The 14,053-nt window shown below is 73.0% G+C and carries 11 protein-coding genes; 4 read left to right on the top strand and 7 right to left on the bottom strand.

What is annotated here, in order from left to right; genetic code table 11:
• Positions 1–69: 69 nt before the first annotated feature.
• Positions 70–1,293 (top strand): D-mannonate dehydratase ManD, encoded by a 1,224-nt coding sequence (gene manD / locus QUV83_RS14785; protein ID WP_289565644.1) that lies wholly within the window; start codon positions 70–72, stop codon positions 1,291–1,293.
• Entirely contained in the window at positions 1,283–3,385 is a 2,103-nt protein-coding gene (locus tag QUV83_RS14780; RefSeq protein ID WP_289565642.1) for an alpha-glucuronidase, read from the top strand. Before manD ends, QUV83_RS14780 begins: the two co-directional genes overlap by 11 nt.
• Here the strand turns inward: QUV83_RS14780 and QUV83_RS14775 are convergent.
• From QUV83_RS14775 to QUV83_RS14755, 5 genes are all read right to left on the bottom strand, one after another.
• Positions 3,347–4,123, bottom strand: a complete 777-nt coding sequence (locus QUV83_RS14775) for a DUF624 domain-containing protein (RefSeq protein ID WP_289565640.1) — start codon at positions 4,121–4,123, stop codon at positions 3,347–3,349. The two genes, QUV83_RS14780 and QUV83_RS14775, sit on opposite strands and share 39 nt — an antisense overlap.
• Positions 4,124–4,153: 30 nt before the next feature.
• Positions 4,154–5,797 carry an ABC transporter substrate-binding protein gene (locus QUV83_RS14770; RefSeq protein WP_289565638.1) on the bottom strand — a complete coding sequence of 548 codons (1,644 nt, stop codon included), beginning with the start codon at positions 5,795–5,797 and terminating at the stop codon, positions 4,154–4,156.
• An 80-nt stretch (positions 5,798–5,877) separates the two neighbouring features.
• Positions 5,878–6,807, bottom strand: coding sequence for a carbohydrate ABC transporter permease (locus QUV83_RS14765; RefSeq protein ID WP_289565636.1), 930 nt, complete (start codon positions 6,805–6,807; stop codon positions 5,878–5,880).
• The gene (locus QUV83_RS14760) at positions 6,804–7,820 is read right to left on the bottom strand and encodes an ABC transporter permease (RefSeq protein WP_436231931.1); all 1,017 of its coding nucleotides are present in this window, start codon (positions 7,818–7,820) and stop codon (positions 6,804–6,806) included. The genes QUV83_RS14765 and QUV83_RS14760 overlap by 4 nt, the downstream gene beginning before the upstream one ends.
• Positions 7,817–10,234: a beta-glucosidase gene (locus QUV83_RS14755; protein ID WP_289565634.1), complete on the bottom strand. Its 2,418-nt coding sequence runs from the start codon at positions 10,232–10,234 to the stop codon at positions 7,817–7,819. The genes QUV83_RS14760 and QUV83_RS14755 overlap by 4 nt, the downstream gene beginning before the upstream one ends.
• A 231-nt stretch (positions 10,235–10,465) precedes the next feature.
• On the opposite strand from QUV83_RS14755, the gene QUV83_RS14750 reads away from it, so the two are divergent.
• Both QUV83_RS14750 and QUV83_RS14745 read left to right on the top strand, forming a co-directional pair.
• A complete protein-coding gene (locus QUV83_RS14750) occupies positions 10,466–11,503 on the top strand; it encodes a LacI family DNA-binding transcriptional regulator (protein WP_289565632.1) in 1,038 nt (345 codons plus the stop codon).
• An 84-nt stretch (positions 11,504–11,587) separates the two neighbouring features.
• Positions 11,588–11,761 carry a hypothetical protein gene (locus tag QUV83_RS14745; RefSeq protein ID WP_289565630.1) on the top strand — a complete coding sequence of 58 codons (174 nt, stop codon included), beginning with the start codon at positions 11,588–11,590 and terminating at the stop codon, positions 11,759–11,761.
• A 43-nt stretch (positions 11,762–11,804) separates the two neighbouring features.
• Here the strand turns inward: QUV83_RS14745 and QUV83_RS14740 are convergent, their stop codons facing one another.
• Both QUV83_RS14740 and QUV83_RS14735 read right to left on the bottom strand, forming a co-directional pair.
• Positions 11,805–12,383, bottom strand: a complete 579-nt coding sequence (locus QUV83_RS14740; RefSeq protein ID WP_289565628.1) for a methylated-DNA--[protein]-cysteine S-methyltransferase — start codon at positions 12,381–12,383, stop codon at positions 11,805–11,807.
• Entirely contained in the window at positions 12,380–14,002 is a 1,623-nt protein-coding gene (locus QUV83_RS14735) for a DNA-3-methyladenine glycosylase 2 family protein (protein WP_289565626.1), read from the bottom strand. The genes QUV83_RS14740 and QUV83_RS14735 overlap by 4 nt, the downstream gene beginning before the upstream one ends.
• Positions 14,003–14,053: the final 51 nt, after the last annotated feature.

Genomic DNA, 14,053 nt, shown 5'->3' with positions numbered 1-14,053 from the left:
CCGCGTCCTAGGCTCGTCGGCGTCGGCGCCGACGCCGACCCGCGGGGGCGGAACGCGATCGGGGGCGTCATGACGCACGGCACGGCCATCCGCTCCGCCGAGGTCCTCGTCACGAGCCCGGACCGCAACTTCGTGACGCTGCGGCTGACCACCGAGGACGGCGTCGTCGGGCTGGGCGACGCGACGCTGAACGGCCGCGAGCTGTCCGTCGCCTCCTACCTGCGCGACCATGTGGCCCCGCTGCTGCTGGGCCGGGACGCGCATCGCATCGAGGACACCTGGCAGCTGCTGTACCGCGGCGCGTACTGGCGGCGGGGGCCGGTGACGATGTCCGCGATCGCCGCCGTCGACATGGCGCTGTGGGACATCAAGGCGAAGATCGCCCGGCTGCCGCTGTACCAGCTCCTCGGTGGGGCGTCCCGCACGGGGGCGCTCGCCTACGGCCACGCGTCGGGCCGCGACCTGCCCGAGCTGTTCGACTCGGTGCGGGGCCATCTCGACGAGGGCTACCGCGCCATCCGCGTGCAGACCGCCGTGCCGGGGATCACCACGCTGTACGGGGTCCCGGCGCCGGGCGCCCGGTACGAGCCCGCCGCGCGCGCGCCGCTCCCCGCCGAGGAGGACTGGGACACCCGGGCGTACCTGCGGCAGGTGCCCGGCGTCTTCGAGGCGGTGCGCGGCGAGTTCGGCCCCGAGCTGCCGCTGCTGCACGACGGCCACCACCGCATGACGCCGATCCAGGCGGCGCGGCTCGGCAAGGACCTGGAGCCCTACGGCTTGTTCTGGCTGGAGGACTGCACCCCGGCGGAGGATCAGGAGGCGCTGCGGCTGGTCCGCCGGCACACCACCACGCCCCTGGCGATCGGCGAGGTGTTCAACACCGTCTGGGACTACCAGACGCTGGTGCGCGAGCAGCTCATCGACTACGTGCGCTCGTCGGTGACGCATGCCGGCGGGATCACGGCCCTGCGCCGCATCCTCGACTTCGCGGCGCAGCACCAGGTCAAGTCCGGCATCCACGGGCCCACGGACATCTCCCCCGTCGGCATGGCAGCCGCGCTGCACCTCGACCTGGCGATCCACAACTTCGGCATCCAGGAGCACATGCCGCACACCGCCCTGACGCATGAGGTCTTCCGCGTCTCGGCGACGTTCGCCGACGGCTATCTGCACCCCGGCGAGGAGCCCGGGCTCGGCGTGGGGTACGACGACGCTGCGGCGGAGCGCCACCCGTACCAGCCCGCCTACCTGCCGGTCAGCCGCCTCCAGGACGGCACCGTCCATGACTGGTGACGCGCACCCGGCCTGGCTGCCCGACGCCGCCTTCGCCCCCCTCGGCCGCCGCACCGTCGCGGTGCTGCTCCCGGAGCAGCCCGCAGCACGCGAGCCGACCTGGGACACCGTGCTCCGCGAGGCCGACCGGGCGACGTCGGCACACGGCGGCGTCCTGCTGCGCACGCTGGACCCGCAGGTCACGGGCGCCGATCCGCTCGACGGGCCGGTGCGGGGCCCAGCGCCCGACATCGTGCTCGCCTCCACGTCCGCGCTCACCGGCTCCCACTGGAGGCCCCGTGCCGCGTCGGAGCCGTTGACGAGCCCGCTCCCCCGCGACGCGTTCCGCGAAGTGCGCGTCCCGGGCCGCACGATCGTCGTCGCCACGACCGGGTCGGGGCTGCTCGCCGGCCTGCACCACCTCGTCCGGCAGGGCGAGAGCGTCGTCACGGACGGGCCGGGCGCCGCCAGCGACACCACGCATGCGCCCGCGCTGCCGATCCGCATGCTCGACCACTGGGACAACCTGGGCCCACACCCGGTGATGGGCCAGGTGGAGCGCGGGTACGCCGGGGGCTCCCTGTTCTTCAGCGACGGCGCCGTCCGCGAGGACCTGTCCCGGGTGGCGGAGTACGCCCGGCTGCTGGGCTCCGTGGGCGTCAACCGGGTCGCGGTGAACAACGTCAACGTGCACGCCCTCGAGGCGCGGCTGCTCACCGACGGGCTCGCGGACGTCGCCCGCCTAGCGGATGTGTTCCGCGCCCACGGCATCCGCCTGCACCTATCGGTGTCCTTCGCGGCGCCGATGCTGGTCGGCGGCCTCCCGACAGCCGACCCCGACGACCCGGACGTCCGCCGATGGTGGGCGGACGCGACGGCGAAGGTGTACGCGGCCGTGCCGGACTTCGGCGGCTACGTGGTCAAGGCCGACTCCGAGGGGCAGCCCGGCCCGTTCGCCTACGGCCGCGACCACGCCGACGGGGCGAACCTGCTGGCCCGCGCCCTGGCGCCCTTCGGGGGGACGGTGTTCTGGCGGGCGTTCGTGTACGACCACCGCCAAGACTGGCGCGACCGCTCGACGGACCGCGCGCGGGCCGCCCACGACTGCTTCGCGCCCCTCGACGGGAAGTTCGACGACAACGTGGTGCTCCAGGTGAAACACGGCCCGATGGACTTCCAGGCCCGGGAGCCCGTCTCCCCCGTGCTCGCCGCGATGCCGCACACCCGGCTGGCCGTGGAACTGCAGGCGACCCAGGAGTACACCGGCCAGCAGCGGCACGTGTGCCACCTGCACCCGTGGTGGCACGAGATCCTCGCGTTCCGGCCGTGGGGCGCCGGGCGGTCGGTGGCCGATGTCGTGGCCGGCTCGGCGCTGGCCCCGGGCGGCGGCGTGGTGGCGGTGTCGAACGTCGGCGACGACCCGTTCTGGACGGGCCACCCGCTCGCGCAGGCGAACCTGTACGCGTTCGGCCGCCTCGCCTGGGACCCCACGCTGTCGCCGGAGCGGGTGCTGGCGGAGTGGGCGGGGCTGGCCTTCCCCGGCGCCACGGAGCGCGTCCGGTCGACGCTGCTCGACGTGCTCGGCGACTCGTGGCACACGTACGAGCAGTACACCGCGCCGCTCGGCGTCGGGTTCATGGTCCGCCCCGGGCATCACTACGGGCCCGACGTCGACGGGTACGAGTACACCCCGTGGGGCACGTACCACTTCGCCGATCGCGACGGCGTGGGGGTCGACCGCACTCGGGCGACGGGCACCGGGTTCACCGGCCAGTACCCGGCGCCATGGCGTGACGTCTACGAGTCACCCGACTCCTGCCCCGACGAGCTGCTGCTGTTCTTCCACCACGTGCCGTACGCGCATGTGCTGCACTCGGGGAGCACCGTGATCCAGCACATCTACGACTCCCGGGCCGCCGGGGCCGCACGCGTCGAGCAGATGGCCGCCGCCTGGTCCGAGCTCGACGGCGCCATCCCCGCCGGGGTGTTCGAGGAGGTCGCCGCCCGCCTCGCCGAGCAGGTCCGCAGCGCGCGCGAGTGGCGCGACCAGGTCAGCGCCTACTTCTTCCGCAAGTCAGGCGTCCCCGACGCCAGCGGCCGCGCCATCTGCTGACCCGCCCGGCACTGATCCGGTCGGCACTGATCCGCCCGGCACTGATCCGGTCGGCACTGATCCAATCGGCACAGTGAACGTCGCCTCGACGTCGCGCAGGATCGGCGCCGCGTTGCGCAGCAGCGCGGCGGCGAGCACCGAGCCCAGCAGCGCCAGCACCCAGTCCGAGCCGACCACCACAACCCCCGCCGCGAGCACTGCGTACGACGCCAGGCCCAGCGTCGACAAGGGCCGTCGCACCAGGAACCACCCGGCGAGCCGCAGCGCGTCACGGGTGCGGAACGCGTACAGGGACGTGATGACCAGCAGATGCCCGGCGACGAGCCCGCTGGCGAGCGTGAGCAGCCCGAGCAGCGGGCCGAGCAGCCATCCGCCCGGGACGGCGCGCAGGTGGGCGAGGTTCACCGCGAGCGCCGTCCCGACCGCGAGCGCGGGCAGCCACCACCGGGACACGTCGAGCGCGTTGAGCCGGTAGCCGCGCCAGAAGTGCTGCGCGGGCGCCAGGTCGTGCTCACGGCCGCGGGCGCGCCACGCGAAGACGGCCGCCGAGAGCGCTGGCGCGACGGGGACCAGCGCGATCGCCAGGAGGGGCGCGTTGCTGGCGTCGGGGGTGAGCAGGGCGATCAGCACCAGGCCGGGCGCTGTGGTCAGCAGCAGCAGCCCCTCGAGGGCGAGCGCCCAGTAGACGAGGGAGACGGCACGCCCGAGGACGCCCTCATGCGGTTCAGGGGTGCGCATGGGGGTGTCCTCGGGCTTCGTGGGTCGCGCTCAGCCGTTGGCCTCCGCGTACCGCTTCTGGGCGTTGTTGACGACGTCGAGGAATGCCTGCAGGTTCATGCCCTCGAGCTCGGTGACGAACGCGTCGAAGGTGCTGAGGTCGCGCGACCCGAGGATGAACTGCAGGGTGTTCTGGTCGACGTAGTCGGTGAGGGCGCTCTGGTAGAGCGAGACCTGCTCGCGCTCGACCTCGTTGAGCGGGTAGGGCGGCGGGACGGGGGTCCTGTCCTTGGCGCGCATCGACTCGCGCCAGGCGATCTCCTCCTCGGTCTGCATGGACTCGGCGAGCTCGGTGGTGGAGCCCTGGGCGAGCAGGAAGACGCCGTTGAAGAACCCGTGGTCGGTGCGCAGGTTCGTCGTGCCGGACGGGTTCAGGCCGACGAAGTCGACGTCCGCGGTCAGCGTGCGGCTGCCGTCGGCGCCCTTCTCGAACGTGGTCCCCTCGACCCCCCAGGTGGCGAACTCGAGTCCCGCGTCGGAGTAGTAGAGCCAGTCGACGAACTGCAGCAGCGCGACGAAGTTCTCGCTCTCCAGCGCCTCGGCGGAGATCATGACGCCGCTCTCCAGCCGCTCGCCGCTGATCAGGTCGCCGGCGGGGCTCTTCGGGACGCGGATCTTCGCGATCTGGGCGGTCGTGTCGCCCGCCTCGGCGAACGCCTTGCGGTGGCCCGCCAGGAGCTGCGCGTTCGTGGAGATGGCGAAGGACTTGCCGGTGACGAGCTTGGCCACTGCGGCGTCGTCCTCCTGGGTGAAGGACTCGGGGTCCAGCAGCCCGTGCTCGACGAGCGAGTGGAGGTACGTCAGCAGCTCGCGGTACTCCGGCGTGGTTGCCGCGTAGACGAACTCCTCGGCGTCGGGGTCCCAGGCCGCCCCCGACCCGAAGCCCCATCCGGCCACCGTGCCGAAGGACGTGGCGGCGTAGTTGAGCAGGCTCTTGCCCTTGAATCTGTCGGAGAGCGGGTACGCGTCGGGGTGCGCCTGCTTGACGGCCAGCAGCACGTCATGCAGGTCGTCCCAGGTTGCCGGCTCCTTGAGCCCGAGCTCGTCGAGGACGTCGGTGCGGAGCGCCAGGCTGTAGTCGGGCCGGAGGTCCTCGAGCAGCCCGGGCAGCAGGTAGAACTTGCCGTCCTCCTGGCGCAGCCGGTCGATGTCCGCCTCCAGGCCCCACTTCTCGACCTTGTCCTGGAAGTTCGGCATCAGGTCGAGGTAGTCGCTCACGGGCAGGATCGCCCCGGCGGCGACGAAGGGGGTCTCCTGGCCCGGGTAGGTCACGGGCATGATGAGCGGCGCGTCACCGCCGCCGATCACCAGCGAGCGCCGTTGCTCGAAGTCGCTCAGCGGCGCCATCGACAGGTCGAGGGAGACTCCGGTGCGCTCTGTCAGCTCCTTGGCCATCGTCCACTCGGGGTCGTACGGGTAGTCGGGGTGCTCGCGGTACAACAGCGAGAACGACACCGGCTCCGTGGCGGCGAACTGGTCCCCCACCCCGTAGTCCGCCATCGCGCCGACGCGTTTGTCCGCGAGGTCGGACGCGGTGTCGTCCTCCGTCTCCTCGCCGCTGCCGCATGCCGCGAGGCCCAGCGCCAGCGCGCCCGCCGTCGCTATGGCCCAGGCGCGCCTGTGTGACCTTGTCATGATGCTCCCTCCGGTGCGGAACCTCGTCGTCTGACCGTGCTGGGACTGACCGTGCTGGGACTGACCTGCTGGGACTGGCCTCACTGCTTCACCGCCCCGAGCATCACGCCCGAGACGAAGTACTTCTGGATGAACGGGTAGAGGGCGACGATGGGCAGCACCGTGAGCACCATCGCCACGGCCTTGATGTTCGAGTCGACCTGGGTGAGGTTGTCGGTGGACCCCCCGCCGACGCTTGTCGCGCTGGTGGCCGCGGCGAGCAGGTTGCGCAGGTACACGGTCACGGGGAACAGCTCGGAGCGGTCCATGTAGAGGAACGCCGCGAACCAGGAGTTCCAGAAGCTCACCGCGTAGAACAGCACCATCGTGGCGAGCACTGCCTTGCTGAGCGGCAGCACGATGCGGAAGAAGATCCCGTAGGTGCTGAGGCCGTCGATGGCCGCGGCCTCCTCGAGCTCCTCGGGCATGTTCTCGAAGAACGACTTCATCACCAGCAGGTTGAACACGCTGATGGCGTTGGGCAGCACGATCGCCCACAGGGTGTTCTTGAATCCGAGCGTGCTGATCAGCACGTAGTTGGGGATCAGGCCGCCGTTGAAGAACATGGTGAACACCGCGGCGCCGATGAGGAACGAGCGGCCCTTGAGATGCCGCTTGGAGATCGCGTACGCGAACGTCGTGGTCAGCGCCATGGCGATGACCGTGGCCACGACCGTGTAGACGACCGTGTTGCGGTAGTTGGCCCAGAACATCGAGTCGGCCATCACCAGCTGGTAGGTGTCGACGTTGAAGCCGCGTGGCACGAGGTTCACCTCGCCGGCGTTGATATGCCGCTCGGCGCTGAACGACTGCGCGACGATCGTGGCGAACGGGTAGAGCATCACCACGCAGACCACTCCCAGCACCACCGCGTTGACCACCCGGAAGACCCGGTACCCGGGGGTGTCCCGCACGACTGTGGTCCGTGGGCGCGCGACCTCCTCGGCGGCGCGGGCCACGTCGGTGGTCACCACAGGCTCGTCCCCACGGTGCGGCGCGAGATCGCGTTGGCGGACAGGATCAGCGTCAGGCCGATGAGCGCCTCGAACAGGCCGATCGCCGCCGCGTAGCTGAAGTTCGAGGAGAGGATCCCCACCCGGTACAGGTAGGTGGAGATGACGTCGGCGGTCGGGTACGTGAGCGGGTTGTACAGCAGCAGCACCTTCTCGAAGCCCACCGCCATGAAGGTGCCGACGTTGAGGATGAGGAGCGTGATCATCGTGGGCCGGATGCCCGGCAGCGTGATGTGCCAGGTCTGCTGCCACCGGTTCGCGCCGTCGATGCGCGCAGCCTCGTACAGGTTGCCGTCCACGGTCGTCAGCGCCGCCAGGTAGAGGATCGTTCCCCAGCCCACGCTCTGCCAGAGCTCGGAGCCGACGTAGATGGTGCGGAACCAGCCGGCGTCCTGCAGGAAGCTGACCGGCTCGCCGCCGAACAGCCCGACCAACTGGTTGACCGTGCCCTGCACCGACAGCAGCTGGAAGACCATCCCGGCGACGATGACGATCGACATGAAGTGCGGCAGGTACGAGATGGTCTGCACGAGGCGCTTGAGCCTGGCCGTGCGGAGCTCGTTGATGAGCAGCGCGAGCACGATCGGCATCGGGAAGCAGACCAGCAGGGTCAGGGCGCCGAGGATGAACGTGTTGCGGAAGACGTTCCAGAACGTGGGGTCGTTGACGAACATCTCCACGTACCGCAGGCCCACCCACTCCTCGCCGAACAGGCTGCCGCCGGGTTGGAAGCGGCGGAAGGCGATGACGTTGCCGGCCATCGGCAGGTAGCGGAACAGCAGCAGGAACAGCAGCGGCGTGAGGACCAGCGTGTACAGCCGCCAGTCACGCCGCCATGCCTGGCGCCAAGTGAGCCGGCGGGGGGCGGTGCGCACGGGCCGGGCGCCGCGGGCCGGCCCGGCGGGGACTCGCGGAGCGGCGTCAGGCGCGGCGGGCGGCGGGCCCGACAGCACCGGGTCGTGCACGCTCACGAGACCACCACCCCGCCGGCCCCTTCCACGAGGGCGACCGCCGACGACGACGTCATCACGCGGTCGTGGCCGACCTCCCGCAGTGGCCCCTCGAGGCTCAGCGGCAGCACCGCGTGCACATCCGCGCTGGACCGGGCGAGCCACAGCTCGACGTCGCCGGGCTCGACGATCCGCCGGCCGCACAGCCCGGTGAATGAGGCGAGGTCCGCGTGGACCGTGAATCGCGCCCTCGCGACCTCCCCTGGCCTGAGGTCCACCCGGGCGTAGCCGACGAGACGCATCACCGGTTGCACCACCTGGGCGACCGGGTCGTGCAGGTAGAGTTGGACGACCTCCGTCCCCGCCCGATCCCCCGAGCAGCGGATGAGGACCTCCACCTGCACCGACCCCGCGGAGTCCCATCGGGCCCGCTGCCCGTCCGCCGTGCCGACCACGCGCGCGCCCTCCCAGGCGAAGGACGTGTAGGACAGGCCGTGCCCGAACGGGAACCGCGGGGTGGGGTCCACCGAGGAGATGTCGCATCGCCGCCCCAGCGCGGCGGTGAGGTACGGCGCGGGCTGGCCCGACGGGTCGGCGGGGATCCCCACCGGCAGGCGCCCAGACGGGTTGACGGCGCCGAGCAGCACCTCGGCCAGCGCCTGCCCGCCGAGCTGCCCGGGGAAGAACGCCTGCACCACGGCGGCCGCGTCGTCCGAGAGCGCCCCCACGGCATAGGGCCGCCCGGTGACGAGGACCAGCACCACGGGTGTCCCAGCGCCCAGCACGGCCCGCACCAGGTCCTCCTGGACGCCGGGCAGCCGCAGGCCTGTCGCGTCGCTGCCCTCCCCCGACGTGCCGCGCCCGAACAGCCCGGAACGGTCGCCGACGGCCACGACGCACACGTCCGCGGCGGCGGCGGCGCGCACCGCCGCGGCGAAGCCCGACGTGTCGTCGCCGGTGACGGCGCAGCCGGGGGCGTGGAGCGGATCCACCCCGGCGCCGCGCAGCGCGTCCAGCAGTGTCGGCGCGTCGACGCCCGGGGGGACGTCGGGGTGGTGGACGGCGACGTGCGCCGGGAAGGTGTAGTCGCCCATCATCGCGAGCGGGTCGTCCGCCAGCGGGCCCACCACGGCGACGCGCTGGAGGTCGCGCAGGGGCAGCGTGGCGTGGGGGTTGGCCAGCAGCACCACCGCCTCGCGCGCGAGCCGCAGGGCCAGCGCCTTGTTCTCGTCGTCGTCGAGGTCGACCTCGTCGAGGCCCGCCGGCTCCGGCTCCCATCCGTCGTCCAGCATGCCCAGCCCGATCTTCTGGGCGAGCACGCGGCGGGCCGCGCGGTCCACGAGCGACTCGTCGACATCGCCGCGGGCCACCGACTCCCGCAGCGGCGCCCCGTAGCAGTGGACGCTGGGCAGCTCGACGTCGACCCCGGCGGTGAGCGCGAGCGCCGCGGCCTCCCCCTCGTCCTGTGCGACGCCGTGCAGCGCCTGCAGGAACCGGATGCCGAAGTAGTCCGCGACGACGGTGCCGGTGAACCCCCACTCGTCGCGCAGCAGCGTGGTGAGCAGGCCGACGTCGGCGGCCGCCGGCACCCCGTCGACGTCGGCGTAGGAGTGCATGACGGAGCGGGCGCCACCGTCGCGCAGGGCCATCTCGAACGGCGGGAGGATGACGTCCGCGCGCTCGCGGGGTCCCATGGACACGGGCGCCAGGTTCCGCCCCGCGCGGGACGCCGAGTACCCGGCGAAGTGCTTGAGCGTCGCGATGACCCCCGCGCCCTCGAGTCCACGCACGTATGCGGCGCCGAGGGTGCCGACCAGGTAGGGGTCTTCGCCGATGGTCTCCTCGGTGCGCCCCCAGCGCGCGTCCCGGCTGACGTCGAGCACGGGCGCCAACCCCTGGTGGACGCCCACGGCCCGCATCGAGGCGCCGATCCGCGCGGCCATGCGCTCCACGAGGGCCGGGTCGAAGGCGGCCCCCCAGGATAGCGGCACGGGGTACGCGGTGGCGCCCCAGGTGGTGAATCCGGTGAGGCACTCCTCGTGCACGAGTGCGGGGATCCGCCATCTGCTCGCGGACATGATGGCGGCCTGGGAGCGCGCCAGCGAGCGCGCGCCCGCCACCGGGTCGACTGGCGCGGCGCCGAGCGGGCGGGTGAGCTGGCCCAGGCCGTCGCGGATGACCTCGTCCCAGACGAGTGCGCCGTCGGACATCTCGTTCTGGTGCGGGGCGACGACGGCGCCTGAGGCGTCGGCCCCGACCCACAGGCCGACGAGTTGGGCCAGCTTCTCGTCCAGGGACATCCGGGCGAGGAGCGCCTCGACGCGCTCGGCGACGGGCCTGGAAGGGTCCCGCCAGGGCGCCGGGCCGGGGTCGATGCCGCCGTCAGGCCCGGGGGCGGTGGCGTCATGCGCGAGGAAGTCCGGGTCGACGGCCATCGGTCAGGACACCTCCGCACCCACCACGCCGTGGGTCTCGAAACTATCGAACGAGTGTCCGATATGTCTGGTGCAAGGGCGCTAGGGGTCCCGCGCAGACGCGTCAAGGGCGCCGGGCAGGCCAGATCACCCGCGCACCCCCCATTTGCCCCGCGTGACAGATGCGCCCAAGTGCTACCTTTTTGATCGAAACTTGCGGGGCGCGAAGCAGAGATGGGGACCGAGACCCGGATGAGCAGCATCGACCACGACCCGGGCGCCAGCACCGCCCCCACCATCGCGACCATCGCCGCCGAGGCCGGGGTCTCCGTGCCCACGGTGTCCAAGGTGCTCAACGGTCGCCCCGACGTGGCCGCGGCGACCCGCGCTCGCGTCGAGGCCGCGCTCGCCCACCACCGCTACCAGCGCCGCCGCAGCCGCACCCCGTCCGGGCCCCGGCTGCTCGACCTCGTGTTCCACGAGCTGGACTCGGCGTGGGCCGTCGAGATCATCAAGGGCGTCGAGCAGGTGGCGGGCCCCGCCCGCGTCGGTGTGGTGCTCTCGGACCTGGGCGGCGCACACCGGCCCCGCCAAGAATGGCTCGACGACCTGCTCGCCCGGCGCCCGCTCGGCGTCATCCTGGTGATGTCCGACCTCGAGCCCACCCAACGCCGCCAACTCGAGTCCCGCGCCATCCCCTTCGTCGTGGTCGACACCGCCGGGGAGCCGCCCGCCGGTATCCCCACCGTCGGCTCGCAGAACTGGAACGGCGGCCTCGCCGCGACCCGCCACCTGCTCGGCCTCGGCCACCGCCGCATCGCCGTCATCGCCGGGCCCACCGACGTGCTCTGCAGCCGCGCCCGCATCGACGGGTACCGCACCGCGCTCGACGAGGTCGGCGCGCCCGTCGACCCCGAGCTCGTGCGCCACGGCGACTTCTTCGTCCAGGGCGGCTACCAGCACGGCCTCGACCTGCTCAGCCGCCCCAACCGGCCCACCGCCATCTTCGCCGGATCGGACCTGCAGGCCCTCGGCGTCATCCGCGCGGCCCGCGAGCTCGGGCTGCGCGTTCCCGAGGACCTGTCGGTGGTGGGCTACGACGACCTGCCCCTCACCGAGTGGATCGGGCCGCCGCTCACCACCATCCGCCAGCCCCTGCGCGAGATGGCCGGCACCGCGACCCGCATGGTGCTGAGCCTCGCGCGCGGGGAGACCCCGGCGAACCAGCGCATCGACCTGGCCACCGAGCTCATCGTCCGGGAGAGCACGGCCCGGCTGCGCGGCGCCTGACACCCCCGAATCCTCCGGCCAAGACCCACAACTCCCCTGGCCGAATCCCGCTCGGTGGTCCCGCCCTGTCCCTAGCATCCGGACATGAGATCGCTCGCAGCCGCCTCCGTCATCTCCCTGCTGATCAGCCTCCTGGTGCTCGCCGCGACGCTGTACGCCGCGTACTGGATCGTCCGGCGTGCCGTGCGCGACGGGATCCTCGACGCGCGCGACAGCACTCCCCCGCACCCTGGTGGGCAGCCGGGGCCCGCCGTCTGACGGCTGCCCTCGCCGCTGGCCGGGCCGAGGCGCGGGGGTTGGGCTAGAACGGGAACAACACCGGCTGCGGGCCCGATCCCGCCTCATGGTCGAGCAGCCGCTGCTTGCGGGCGAGGCCGTACCGGAACCCGCCGAGCCCGCCGTCGGACCGCAGGACCCGGTGGCAGGGGACGAACAGCGCCGCGGCGTTCATCGCGCATGCCGCGGCCGCCGCCCGCACCGCCGCGGGATGGCCCGCGCGCACCGCGTAGTCCGAGTACGTGACGCGCTCGCCGGGGGCGACCTGCCGCAGCACCTCCCAGGCACGCATGCGGAACTCCCCCGACCGCTGGCGGACGGCGATCCTGGCGGGCGCCTCGAGGTCGCCGTCGTAGAACGCGGCGACCGCGCCGAGAGCCGACCTGGCCGCCTCGTCCTGGGTCGCCGGTCCCGCCCGCACCACGTCGCCGGGCGCGGGGCGCAGGGACGGGTGCACGAGCGCGAGGAGGGACGCGACGTCCTCGGTCCAACCGGAGGCGAGGACGTCGCCGCCGTTGAGCAGGACGGTGAACGGGCCATCTGGCGTGCCGGCCGTCGCAGTGCTCGCCATCGTGGTGCTCGCCGTCGCAGTGCTCGCGGTCATGGGGCTCTCCTCTCGGGGCGGGCCGCGTCGGCGGCCTGCCACAGGTGCATCGCGGCATATGAGCGCCATGGCGCCCAGGCGGCGGCATGGCGTGTGAGCGCCCGGTGGCTGGCGGCCATGGGGCCGTCGTCCTCGAGCACGCCGACCGCGCGCGCGCCGGCGACGAGCGCGACATCGCCGTCGAGCCAGGCGTCGGGATCGCCCAGCACGCGCATGGCGATGTAGGCGGCGGTCCACGGGCCGATCCTCGGGCGGGCGACGAGCTGGGCGCGCAGCGCCTCCGGATCGGCGCCGACATGGACGTCGAGGCTGCCGTCGGCCAGGGCCCGGGCGGTCGCCAGCACGGCGCGCACCGCCTGACGGGGAAGTCGCAGGGGCCGGTCCGGGTCCAGGTGCTCGTCGGGCTCCGGCACTCCCTCGACGATCTGGGCGGGTGTGGGGAAGATCCGATCGAGGCCGGGGATGCCCGAGGCGTGCGGAGCCCCCACCTCGGTGGCGAGGCGGCCCAGGTGGGTGCGGGCGGCGGCGACGGAGATCTGCTGCCCGACGAGCGCCCGGACCACCAGCTCATGCGGGTCCACCGCGCCCGGCACGCGGATCCCCGGCGTGCGCGTGACAAGCGGGGCCAGCCGGGGGTCGGCGCCCAGCGCGTCGTCGATGGCGAGAGGGTCGGCGTCCAGGTCGAGCATGCGCCGGGCGCGGGCGACTGCGGGGACGACGTCGGCCAATGAGGCGAGCTCGAGCCCCGCGCGCAGCCGCCATCCGCCTGCCGTAGGCGTCGCGACGACCTCGAGCGCGCCGGGGCCATGCGGGAGGGTGAGCGTCCGGGCGTACCGCAGCGGGCCGTCGCCGCGGAGGTCGGCCACCTCCACCCCCCGGATCGCGCGCATGGCCAGGAATCGGAAGACGCCTGGCGCGTCGAACGGCTGCCGCACGGGCAGGTCGAGGTCGAGCCGCACCGGCGCGTCCGCCGCGGTCGCGCCCGTCGGCGGGTGGCCGCCCGGGACGGCGCCGGCGCGGGCGCGCACCTCGCTCGGCCGGGCCGCGAAGACCTCGTGGACCGTCTCGTTGAACTGCCGGATCGAGCCGAAGCCCGCTGCGAATGCCACCTGCGCCATCGGCAGGCTGGTGCCCACCAGCAGCGAGCGGGCAGTCTGGGCCCGCCGGGCCCTTGCGAGGGCGAGCGGCCCCGCGCCGAGCTCGGCCACCAGCAGCCGGTGGACGTGCCGGGCCGTGTAGCCCAGACGCGCGGCCAAGCCGTCGACGCCCTCCCTGTCGACAACGCCATCGGCGATCAGGCGCATCGCGCGGGCGGCCAGGTCGCCCCGCAGGTCCCAGTCCGGTGTGCCGGGCGCCGCCTCCGGCAGGCAGCGCTTGCAGGCGCGGTAGCCCGCCTGGTGCGCGGCGGCCGACGTGAGGAAGAAGGTGACGTTCCGAGGCGCCGGGGTGCGGGCCGGGCATGAGGGCCGGCAGTAGATCCCGGTCGAGGAGACCGCCGTGAAGAACCGCCCGTCGAACCGGGTGTCGCGCGCGTCGATCGCCCGGTAGCGCTCCGCGAACATCGGGTCGCCCAGGGCGCATCGCGCCCCGTCGGCGTGCGCGGTCCGGTCGCTGCTCATGGGTCCATCCTCACCCCGCGGCGCGGCGAAGGCTGGCGGGTTTCAGACATG

The organism is Cellulomonas cellasea (genome assembly GCF_030372105.1).
GTDB classification, from domain to species: Bacteria; Actinomycetota; Actinomycetes; order Actinomycetales; family Cellulomonadaceae; genus Cellulomonas_A; species Cellulomonas_A cellasea_A.
Note: the sequence above shows the minus strand (reverse complement) of the source record. Positions and strands in the feature narration are given on the sequence as shown.

What these genes read in the sequence shown, in the direction of transcription:
- manD (WP_289565644.1), top strand. Translation starts at nt 70, where the DNA reads ATGACGCACGGCACGGCCATCCGCTCCGCCGAGGTCCTCGTCACGAGC.
- QUV83_RS14780 (WP_289565642.1), top strand. Translation starts at nt 1,283, where the DNA reads ATGACTGGTGACGCGCACCCGGCCTGGCTGCCCGACGCCGCCTTCGCC.
- QUV83_RS14775 (WP_289565640.1), bottom strand. Translation starts at nt 4,123, where the DNA reads ATGCGCACCCCTGAACCGCATGAGGGCGTCCTCGGGCGTGCCGTCTCC.
- QUV83_RS14770 (WP_289565638.1), bottom strand. Translation starts at nt 5,797, where the DNA reads ATGACAAGGTCACACAGGCGCGCCTGGGCCATAGCGACGGCGGGCGCG.
- QUV83_RS14755 (WP_289565634.1), bottom strand. Translation starts at nt 10,234, where the DNA reads ATGGCCGTCGACCCGGACTTCCTCGCGCATGACGCCACCGCCCCCGGG.
- QUV83_RS14750 (WP_289565632.1), top strand. Translation starts at nt 10,466, where the DNA reads ATGAGCAGCATCGACCACGACCCGGGCGCCAGCACCGCCCCCACCATC.
- QUV83_RS14745 (WP_289565630.1), top strand. Translation starts at nt 11,588, where the DNA reads ATGAGATCGCTCGCAGCCGCCTCCGTCATCTCCCTGCTGATCAGCCTC.
- QUV83_RS14740 (WP_289565628.1), bottom strand. Translation starts at nt 12,383, where the DNA reads ATGACCGCGAGCACTGCGACGGCGAGCACCACGATGGCGAGCACTGCG.
- QUV83_RS14735 (WP_289565626.1), bottom strand. Translation starts at nt 14,002, where the DNA reads ATGAGCAGCGACCGGACCGCGCACGCCGACGGGGCGCGATGCGCCCTG.